The sequence below is a fragment of the Aliikangiella marina genome, assembly GCF_007004765.1.
In the GTDB taxonomy this organism is placed as follows: Bacteria; Pseudomonadota; Gammaproteobacteria; order Enterobacterales; family Kangiellaceae; genus Aliikangiella; species Aliikangiella marina.
In genome coordinates, this window is record NZ_VIKR01000001.1 from 1,269,157 (window position 1) to 1,281,370 (window position 12,214).

The window sequence follows — 12,214 nt, forward strand, 5'->3', positions numbered from 1 at the left end:
CTACCACTCTATTTCTTCTATATCGTCGCTTGAGCCAGATGCTAGGCCTGATAAGATTTCTGATTGTTTCTTAATACTATCGATTAATAACGACAACGCATGTACCTCTGAGTTTTCAAAAACAGATTTAATGGTGATTTCCTGACCTAATTGTTTTCTCACTTCACCAACAAGCCTGACAACCAATAAGGAATGTCCTCCCAACTCAAAGAAATTATCGTTGACGCTAATTTCGTTCGATTCAATCCCTAGCAAATCTCCCCAGATAGTAACTAACGCCTTCTCAGTTTCACTCTCAGCTGCCTTATAAGTACTATCCTCTTTCGGTAACTCTGTCTCTATTAATGCTTTCCTATCAACTTTTCCAGTTATCGTTAAAGGAAACTCGTCGACAATCGAATAGTTGCTCGGCAGCATATACTCCGGTAAAGATTGAGACAATTGGGACTTAACATTTTCAATTAAGTCAGTGTGTGACTCAATCATTTCTTTATCGAGATGGATAAAAGCACGTAGCCTAATATTGCCTTTGTCATCTCGATGAGATAATACTATCGCCATTTCGACATCCGTACACTGTGCGATATGAAACTCGATCTCGTCTAATTCGACTCTATGTCCACGAATTTTTAATTGCGAATCCAGCCGACCAACAAATTCTATATTGCCGTCTTCTAACCATCTTACTTTATCACCAGTTTTGTAAAGCTTTGAGCCTTGGCCACTACTAAAAGGGTTATCTATAAAACTCAATTTAGTTTGTCGACTATCATTTAAATAGCCTAAACTCACACTTTCTCCACTAATATAAAGCTCACCTTCAACGGATATAGGACACGGCTGAAGTTCAGCATTTAACACATAACACTTCGCTGACCGTAAGGGCTTTCCGATCGGAACTTTCTTATCGGAATTAAAGTTTGTTGCATCGAAAGCGCTCGCTATTACCGTAGTTTCAGTTGGGCCATAGGTATTAATAATCCGAGTCTTATTTGAGATAAATAGTCGCCATTTTTGTAACATCTTTGCAGACATTGCTTCACCACCAATGATTACTTGGCGTAAACAAGGCGCAATTGCTGTACTACTATCTAACGCATAACATAATTCATGCCAGTACGCAGTTGGTATTGAAATGGTAGAAATATCATACTTGTTAAGTTGTTGCCAAAATTTTGTGGTCGACTGCAGATCGGCTTCGTCTTTTAAAATTAATGCCCCACCACTTAACAAGCTAACGAACATCTCTTCAACAAAAATATCGAATGAAAAAGATGAAAACTGGAGAAAACGCTCATCTTCAGTGATATTATATACATCCTTAATCGATTCATAATAAGCGAGCAAATTTGAATGTGAAATTTGCACGCCTTTAGGAGTCCCCGTCGAGCCAGATGTGAACATTGTGTATACAACTTGTTCTTTGGGTGGTAAAAAGTCATCGGCGTTCAAATTATCGACAGATATACTTTCCGATGCTAGTTCACTTATATTGATCATTGTGACATGGCTGTTTAAACCGCTCATTTTCTCTCCATCGAAAACTAAAAACGCTAGTTTGGACTTATCACTAATAAATTGTAATCGATTGGCGGGACTCTTAGGGTCTATTGGCAAATAAGCTGCACCAAGTTTAATAATAGCTAGAACGCTCGCGACTAGTTCAAAACTGCTAGACATCTTAACAGCAACGACTGTTCGAGGCTTAACGCCTAACCGACGTAACTCATGAGCAATGTGATTCGCTTTACGATTTAGTTGAGAATATGTTACATGCTGATTCTTAAAGCTAACGGCCAACTTATCCGGGTGCCTTGCTACATTTTGTTCGAATAATTCATGAACATATAATGGTTGCTTAGTATCAGTCAGTTCATGCTCTGACTGCATACTAAATTGGTATTCGGCTTCACTGAGTAACGGCAATTCTAGCAAAGAACTTTCTGGGGACTCGACGATAGACTCGATCAGTCGGTTGAAATTTGCGGCTAATCTTTGAATGCTAGAATGTTCAAACAAGTCAGTATTATAGTTCCATACTAAAAACATTTTATTTGTCATTTGAGTTACACTTAAAGTTAATTCAAACTTAGCGTAGTTAAATTCACTATTTAATGGAATCCATTTTGTTTTTTTGGATATATCGCTTTTATTGTTTTCATTATTCTGCAGTATCAACATGATTTGAAAAACAGGTTGGTAGCTCAACGAAGACTCAACGTCTAGCTCTTTTACCAACTGCTCAAACGGTACTTGTTGATTAGCATATGCATCCAGTGCAACGGACTTACTCTGCTCTAATAACTCTTTGAAGTTATCGACTTTAGCTATATTGCTTCTAAGTACCAACGTATTGAGGAAAAAGCCAATTAATGGTGCGACATCTGGTTGCTCTCTATTAGCTATCGGTGTACCAATAACGATATCATCCTCATTACTATAACGACTCAGCAAAAGTGAGAACGCTGCATGCAGCCCCATAAAAAGCGTTGCGTTATTTTGTAAACATAATTGATTAAATTTATGATAGGTATCGTCAGATATATGACTGGCGTGATGAGCACCATTATGAGTATAGTTTTCAGGTCTCGGATTATCGAGCGGTAACTTGTGTACAGAAGGTATCCCTTTCAGTTTTTGTGTCCAGTGTTTAAGCTGATTCTCGAGTACTTCGCCTTTTAACCATTGTCGTTGCCAATGTGCATAGTCAGAATACTGAATAACCAGTGGTGGCAATGGACTTTCTTGGCCGCTTTCAAACGCTTTATATAATGCGCTAAATTCCTTTGCCAAAACCCCACCAGACCAACCATCCGAAGCAATATGATGCATCGTCCTTAACAACACATGTTCATTATCTGCAACCTTTATAACCTGCCATCGCATCATATAGTCTTTTTCAAGGTCAAATGGGCGTCTAGTTTCCTGATGCGAAATCTCTTTAATTTTTAACTCTTTTTCCTCTTTATTTAGCTCAGATAAATCGATAACCGGTGGATTGACAGGTTTAAACTCATTAATAACCTGATAGGGTTCATCATCTTTGCATACAAATGTGGTTCTAAGGCTTTCGTGACGCTCTATTATTGCATTGTGTGCCTTGTCGATCGCGTTGAGATCGATATAGCCTTTAAGAAATGACGTCGAAGGCATATTATAGTGGACGCTACCACCTTCCAATTGGTCTAAAAACCATAGGCGCACTTGTGAAAACGTTGAAGGTGCTAATTGCCGGTTTGATCTAATATTAAGTTCTTCAAAAACGTCGAATATATCTTGTTTAAAACTCGCTAGCCTTTGCTTTATTTCATCGTTTAACGCTTCGCTATTGCCTTGTACTTTTAATTTACCATTTTCGAGATTGACGAAAATGTGCAATTCTTTCATTTCTAACAAAAATTCAATGACGTTCATAATTCAAACTCTTCCATTTCAAAGGCCTTATCTTGATGAAATACATTTACTCTCTGCTCAGTTTGTGTAACTCCAGCAGCGATTAATTGGTCAATTTTTTCAGCAATTAAGCGTATTGTTTTCAGGTGAAAAATGTCTTTTAGTAGGAGTTCGACAGCAAAAACCATGCTAATTTTTGAAGCCAACCGGGTCGCTAAAAGTGAATGCCCACCAATTTTAAAGAAATCTGCATCTATACTAACTTCTGACTCTGCATTAAATAGTTCTTGCCAGATCTTACTAATCTGCTTCTGCGTATCAGACTCCGCGGGTATATGAATTGCAGAATCCACAAATTTAACTTTCGGTAAAGCGTTAAAATTTGCTTTTCCGTTAGCTGTCAAAGGGATTTCATCTATGTATGAATAGGCTGAGGGTATCATGTATTCCGGTAATACTGATGACAGTGATTTATTCAAAAGTTCATCGGCTTGTTCCGGAGAGACATGATTCTCTAATACTATGTGAGCGACGATTCGATTGTCATTATTAGTATCCTGTTGAGTAGAGACAAGGGACGACTTTACCATTTTAGAATTTAATAGCGCACTATCGATCTCGCTTAGCTCAATGCGAAACCCCCTAATTTTGACTTGAGTATCTTTACGCCCTAAAAACTCTAAATTTCCGTCGGGTAACCAACGTGCTATGTCTCCAGTCTTGTACAATCGATTCTGAAATTTAGCAGAAGATTTATCTTCGCAAAAAGGATTGTTAATAAACAATTTTGAATTTAATTCGTCTTGATTTAAATATCCTCTCGCAACACCCACCCCACCTATCAGCAATTCTCCAGGCACACTGACTGGCACCAATTGTAAGTTTTTATTGACTACATAGCTCTCGGTGTTGGCAATAGGCTTACCGATTGGAACTTTAGTAATATTTCTTGGCAAATCTTTGCATTGAAACTGGTGTGAGGCGACACAGGTTTCAGTCGGTCCATATTCATTAATTAACTTATCTTTTAATAATGTGTACAAACTAGGAGGAGTTTCTTCACCGCCCGATACTATTCTTTTTAGTGACTTAATATTTTCAAGCTCTAGGTGAGTCAGCAAACTAGCGGGTGCATCAATATGCGTTGCCTGGCTATTCAATAAACTTTTTTGCAGTCTAACTAACGATTGCTTCTCACCTTCTGAAACAATATGTAATTTATGTCCAGTAAGCAATGCAAGAAAAATTTGCTCTACCGACGTATCGAATACATAGTTCGCAATCCAAAATACCACTTCACCCGGCTTTATTTGATAAAATTCTTCATTATGCTTAATTAAGTTAATAACAGAGTGCTGCTCTATCATTACGCCTTTAGGGTTGCCTGTAGTGCCAGAAGTGTAGATAACGTAAGCGAGGTCATTGGCCTTCGACTTAGTTTTTAACGGGGCCTTTGAATGAAAATCGCTAACCGCTTTATCATTTAGGTTAATTACGAATGACGGCGCTTTAAGCGTTGAAGCTAAAGAGTTAACTTTCTCGAAATATTGGCTTTCCGTTAATATTAACGGCGTTTGAATATCATTTAATATAAACCGAGTGCGTACGTCTGGATACTCTGGCGAAATAGGAACATACGCGGCACCGATTTTTAGCACTGCAAGTATAGCAACAACAGTTTCAACATGCCTATCTAAGTATATCCCAATGAATGTATCCGTTTGTCGATTTTTATTTTCGGTATTTAACTTATTATTTAAATAGTTGGCAAGCTGACTTGATTTATTATCTAGTTGTAAATAAGACATTCCATTTACGCCACATTGCAAAGCTATAGCATCAGGCGTCTCATCAACTTGTTTTTCGAAAGCCTCAATTAAGCTATTATGCACAGAATAATCTCGTTGCTCACCTCGCGAAAAATCGAGAACGCGTTGCGCCTCTTTGAGACTCAACAAGTTGATCTCTCTAATGTATTGCTGCGGATTGTTGACTAAAGATTCTAGTATCAACTGGAACATCTGAACTATACGCTTAACACTGCTTAAACGAAAAACTGAAGTCGAGTAACTGGAATATGTCTTGATTCTTTCATTGTCATCAACAAACGTGAAATTTAAATCAAATTTAGCTGAAGATCGATTTTTTATCGCTAGCGTTGTATTTCGTAAAAGGTTTTGTTGTGAATCGCGGCTATTCTCGGATACTGTTTGCAGATCGAAGATCACGTCAAATATAGCATTTCGTGAAGGATCTCGCTCAATATCTAGCAATTCCACCAGCTGCTCAAAAGGTAACTCTTGATGGATCTTTGCTTGCATTACCGTTTGATGAACCTGTCGGATTAGTTGACTGATAGTCTCATTTGAATCTACGCTCACTCTAAGTGCTAACGTATTGGTTAATAGCCCAACCAAGTTTTGTGTTTGCGGATGCTGACGATTATCAGTCGGTGTCCCAACGATAATATCTTCTTGTCCCGACATGGTCGCAAGAGTGATATAAAATGCACTTAGCAACACGCTATACACGGTCGTTTCATGTAAGCGCGCTTGTTGCCTAATTTGGGCTGTCAACTCCTCATCTAATTCAAACTGATAATCTTCACCTAAGTAACTTAACTCCTTTGGTCGAGGATAGTCGGTCGGTAACTCTAAGGTTTCAAAGCCAGACAGTTGTGATTGCCAATAATCTTCTAAATGCTTTAATGTCTCACCACGCAAGCTTTGTTTCTGCCAAATACTATAATCAATATAATTAATTTCTAAATCAGGCAAAGCTGGATCACGATCCTCACAAAAAGCTCGATACACACTCGAAAGCTCTTGCATCAACAAATCTAATGACCAACCGTCTACCGCGATGTGATGCCATACCATCAATAAGTAATGTTTATCTTCTACAACATATAGATTAACACGCAGACTTATCTCACGACTGAGATCAAAAGGACGCTCAATTTCCGAGCTGACTTGTGTGAGCAATTCATTTTCATCACGACATTGTGCCTTGTTTAAGTTAAAACTTTGTTCAATGACTTGCTGATAACTGTCTCCTTCTGGTGAAGTGAAATAGACAGTTCTTAATATCGGGTGCCGCTGGATTAAATAATCAATAGTTCGAGTAAGAACATCCAGTCGAACATCCGTACTTAACTCAAAAAGATTTGGAATATGATAAGCACTAGTCCCCTGCTCATATTGTTCAATAAATAATAGTCGCTCTTGAGCGAAAGAAACTGGCGAACGAGCGTGCTTATGTAATTGACTAGCTGACGGTATATTTTCAAATGCATTATCTTTTAAATGCTCAGTGATACCAGCAATTGTCTTATAGGTGAACAGTAACGACAAAGGAATATCGATATTGAGTTCTTTGCGAGTAATTGCAGTCAGTCGCATCGCAATGATAGAGTTTCCACCGATAGCAAAATAGTTATCATTGATACCGACCTGAGTAACGCCTAATAAGTTTTGCCAAATTTCACAAAGTTTTGTTTCAAGTTGATTGCGAGGTGCAACATAATTATTTTGTTCGACTAAAACGGGAGCTGGCAATGCTCGCTGGTCAAGCTTACCATTGATGGTGAGGGGGATTTTGTCTAAATAGGTTAGTGTGCTTGGCAACATATAATCAGGTAAGAAAGTCCGTAGCTCATCTTTGAGCGTGTCTATCGATAAACACTCTTCCCCTACTGCAACTACATATGCGGCTAAAAATTCATTTTCATGATGCTCACAAGCAACAACTACACATTGCTTAATACCACTTAAGTTATTTATTGCACTTTCAATCTCACCTAACTCAATACGATAGCCGCGAATTTTCACTTGACCATCATTACGACCTAAAAACTCTAGGTTTCCATCTGCGAGCCAACGTACAACGTCCCCGGTTTTATATAAACGAGTATATCCTCGTGCCTTATCAGCTTCACTTGCATAAGGGTTCTCTATAAATTTTTCCTGGGTAAGTTGTGCTTGATTTAAGTAACCTCGTGCAACCCCCGCTCCCCCGATATAGAGTTCGCCAGGAGCGCCAATGGGTAATAGTTTTAAGTTGTCTGACAAAACATAAACTTGAGTATTAGCGATTGGTTTACCAATACAGTTCAATAACGGGTGTTGGCTATAATCAAAGCTTTCGATTGATGTAACGGTTGTTTCTGTAGGCCCGTATTCGTTAACCAGCAAATCGCCCCAGATCGCTTTGAGAACACCTATACCGCTTTCTCCGCCTGCGAGGACTCGGCGTAAAGAAGTCGCAGCCTTAATTTCCCCGAGCACGCTCAGATAACTGGGTGTTGCATGCAGATGAGTAATTTGATGAGCAACAATCTTATCGCGTATTTGCTCAGCATCGAGTATTTCTGCTCGTGTCGCTATATGCAATTCAGCACCATTTAGTAAAGCTAAAAACGCTTGTTCTATTGATGCATCAAAAATATAATCCGCTAACCACAACACACGCTCCTGTTGCTCGAACTTCATCTTTTCTGACTGACTAAAGATTAAGTTGATTATCGAAGCATGCTCTACCATCACCCCCTTCGGATTACCGGTGGTTCCAGAGGTGTAAATAACACTCGCCAAATCACTACTTTTAGCAGGAGTGAAGTTTTCTATTGCTTGATTTCGATGTTGACGAACCTCATCCAAATATAATACGGCGGGTTGAATAGCTAGTGGCTGGATGAATTGGTTTAACTTAACCCGGTGGCATTCTTGACTAATAACTAAAGCCGATTGTGTGTCAGTTAAAACGAATTGAGTTCGTTTTACTGGGAATTCTGGTGATATCGGAACATAAGCTGCACCAACCTTTAAAACCGCTAACATCGCAACAATGGTCTCGACACTTCGATCTAAATATAGTGCAATTAGTGTGTCAGCTTTTATCGACTGTTTATTATGGTGAATTCTTTGCTGGATAACACTTGCTAATTCGATAACTTTAAACTGGAGCTCTTCATAGGTTAAACTTTGCGCATTATCCAAAACAGCCGGAGCTTGCGGTGTCTCCCTGACTTGGCGTTCAAATACCTGAGTCAGTGTAAGCTCACTTTCAAATGCTCGATAGGTTTGATTCCAGTCGATTAATTGTTTGTACTGCTCATCTTGTGTAACAAATTTACAACTTTTAATTTTATTACTAGAATTAATCATTGTCGAATTAACGACATTCTGAAAAATACTAGCAAAACATTTAGTACTTGAAATCGAATAATAATCCACGGCAGCGTTCAACCGGCATTCGAATTTATTTGAGCTTTCATAAATAAATAAGCTCAACGGAACTTTTGCAGGAGTATATAAATTAAACTTACCGATTAAATCATTACTTTTAAATGGTTCATTCGACAAATCGCTCGGTGATTGCAAGCTAAACATTACATCAACAAAGGGAACTCTTGAAGGATCACGTTGAATATCTAACAGATCCACCAGCCGCTCAAATGATAACTCTTGATGGATCTTTGCTTGCATTACCGTTTGATGAACCTGTCGGATTAGTTGACTGATAGTCTCATTTGAATCTACGCTCACTCTAAGTGCTAGCGTATTGGCTAATAGCCCAACCAAGTTTTGTGTTTGCGGATGCTGACGATTATCAGTCGGTGTCCCAACGATAATATCTTCTTGTCCCGACATGGTCGCAAGAGTGATATAAAATGCACTTAGCAACACGCTATACACGGTCGTTTCATGTAAGCGCGCTTGTTGCCTAATTTGGGCTGTCAACTCCTCATCTAATTCAAACTGATAATCTTCACCTAAGTAACTTAACTCCTTTGGTCGAGGATAGTCGGTCGGTAACTCTAAGGTTTCAAAGCCAGACAGTTGTGATTGCCAATAATCTTCTAAATGCTTTAATGTCTCACCACGCAAGCTTTGTTTCTGCCAAATACTATAATCAATATAATTAATTTCTAAATCAGGCAAAGCTGGATCACGATCCTCACAAAAAGCTCGATACACACTCGAAAGCTCTTGCATCAACAAATCTAATGACCAACCGTCTACCGCGATGTGATGCCATACCATCAATAAGTAATGTTTATCTTCTACAACATATAGATTAACACGCAGACTTATCTCACGACTGAGATCAAAAGGACGCTCAATTTCCGAGCTGACTTGTGTGAGCAATTCATTTTCATCACGACATTGTGCCTTGTTTAAGTTAAAACTTTGTTCAATGACTTGCTGATAACTGTCTCCTTCTGGTGAAGTGAAATAGACAGTTCTTAATATCGGGTGCCGCTGGATTAAATAATCAATAGTTCGAGTAAGAACATCCAGTCGAACATCCGTACTTAACTCAAAAAGATTTGGAATATGATAAGCACTAGTCCCCTGCTCATATTGTTCAATAAATAATAGTCGCTCTTGAGCGAAAGAAACTGGCGAACGAGCGTGCTTATGTAATTGACTAGCTGACGGTATATTTTCAAATGCATTATCTTTTAAATGCTCAGTGATACCAGCAATTGTCTTATAGGTGAACAGTAACGACAAAGGAATATCGATATTGAGTTCTTTGCGAGTAATTGCAGTCAGTCGCATCGCAATGATAGAGTTTCCACCGATAGCAAAATAGTTATCATTGATACCGACCTGAGTAACGCCTAATAAGTTTTGCCAAATTTCACAAAGTTTTGTTTCAAGTTGATTGCGAGGTGCAACATAATTATTTTGTTCGACTAAAACGGGAGCTGGCAATGCTCGCTGGTCAAGCTTACCATTGATGGTGAGGGGGATTTTGTCTAAATAGGTTAGTGTGCTTGGCAACATATAATCAGGTAAGAAAGTCCGTAGCTCATCTTTGAGCGTGTCTATCGATAAACACTCTTCCCCTACTGCAACTACATATGCGGCTAAAAATTCATTTTCATGATGCTCACAAGCAACAACTACACATTGCTTAATACCACTTAAGTTATTTATTGCACTTTCAATCTCACCTAACTCAATACGATAGCCGCGAATTTTCACTTGACCATCATTACGACCTAAAAACTCTAGGTTTCCATCTGCGAGCCAACGTACAACGTCCCCGGTTTTATATAAACGAGTATATCCTCGTGCCTTATCAGCTTCACTTGCATAAGGGTTCTCTATAAATTTTTCCTGGGTAAGTTGTGCTTGATTTAAGTAACCTCGTGCAACCCCCGCTCCCCCGATATAGAGTTCGCCAGGAGCGCCAATGGGTAATAGTTTTAAGTTGTCTGACAAAACATAAACTTGAGTATTAGCGATTGGTTTACCAATACAGTTCAATAACGGGTGTTGGCTATAATCAAAGCTTTCGATTGATGTAACGGTTGTTTCTGTAGGCCCGTATTCGTTAACCAGCAAATCGCCCCAGATCGCTTTGAGAACACCTATACCGCTTTCTCCGCCTGCGAGGACTCGGCGTAAAGAAGTCGCAGCCTTAATTTCCCCGAGCACGCTCAGATAACTGGGTGTTGCATGCAGATGAGTAATTTGATGAGCAACAATCTTATCGCGTATTTGCTCAGCATCGAGTATTTCTGCTCGTGTCGCTATATGCAATTCAGCACCATTTAGTAAAGCTAAAAACGCTTGTTCTATTGATGCATCAAAAATATAATCCGCTAACCACAACACACGCTCCTGTTGCTCGAACTTCATCTTTTCTGACTGACTAAAGATTAAGTTGATTATCGAAGCATGCTCTACCATCACCCCCTTCGGATTACCGGTGGTTCCAGAGGTGTAAATAACACTCGCCAAATCACTACTTTTAGCAGGAGTGAAGTTTTCTATTGCTTGATTTCGATGTTGACGAACCTCATCCAAATATAATACGGCGGGTTGAATAGCTAGTGGCTGGATGAATTGGTTTAACTTAACCCGGTGGCATTCTTGACTAATAACTAAAGCCGATTGTGTGTCAGTTAAAACGAATTGAGTTCGTTTTACTGGGAATTCTGGTGATATCGGAACATAAGCTGCACCAACCTTTAAAACCGCTAACATCGCAACAATGGTCTCGACACTTCGATCTAAATATAGTGCAATTAGTGTGTCAGCTTTTATCGACTGTTTATTATGGTGAATTCTTTGCTGGATAACACTTGCTAATTCGATAACTTTAAACTGGAGCTCTTCATAGGTTAAACTTTGCGCATTATCCAAAACAGCCGGAGCTTGCGGTGTCTCCCTGACTTGGCGTTCAAATACCTGAGTCAGTGTAAGCTCACTTTCAAATGCTCGATAGGTTTGATTCCAGTCGATTAACTGTTTGTACTTTTCGTCCTGTGATACGAAATCAATTTCTTCGACTAACAGTCGTTCTGAACCGATGATGTTGTTGACCACGAGCTGATATAACTCAGGAATTTTATTATGTTGGTAACGCTTTGATAATTGTTGATCGATATCAAAACTTATATAAAAGCTTTGCTGTCGTTCGACAACCTCAATACTGACTGTTGAATTTTTATACAACGAAGAGTTCGGCACATCAGTATTTGGTTCTAGACACTTTGGGCTTGCTCGATAGCTAAAACTCGCCGAAATCAACGAATCGTAGTTTTGCTTCACTTTCTTATTTAATTCTGACTTCAAGTCACTTACATCTAATACTTGAGTATCGATAATACTTTGTTCGAAGCAATGAACTTGAGTCACAATATCAATTAAAGGTCGAGAAAAATCGATATCCATGGGCCAGGGAATTAAATCGTTTTCGATTTTTGGGTTGAAATTAGTATTAACATCTGAAACCGATGCTTTATCAATCCCAATCGAAAGCTTTTGCTGCCCAGTAATGGCCGCTAAAACAATATAGTAAG

The 12,214-nt window shown here is 39.0% G+C and carries 2 protein-coding genes (1 of these 2 cut by a window edge); both read right to left on the reverse strand.

The genetic code is table 11. The features are described 5' to 3' along the window. A complete protein-coding gene (locus FLL45_RS05350) occupies window positions 1–3,414 on the reverse strand; it encodes a non-ribosomal peptide synthetase (protein ID WP_142940943.1) in 3,414 nt (1,137 codons plus the stop codon). Beyond that, window positions 3,411–12,214, reverse strand: partial view of a non-ribosomal peptide synthetase gene (locus FLL45_RS05355; RefSeq protein WP_142940944.1) — the 3' portion only. It continues 208 nt past the right edge of the window; the window shows 8,804 of its 9,012 coding nt (coding positions 209–9,012); its start codon lies off the right edge, out of view — the gene reads right to left on this strand; it ends in the stop codon at window positions 3,411–3,413. The genes FLL45_RS05350 and FLL45_RS05355 overlap by 4 nt, the downstream gene beginning before the upstream one ends.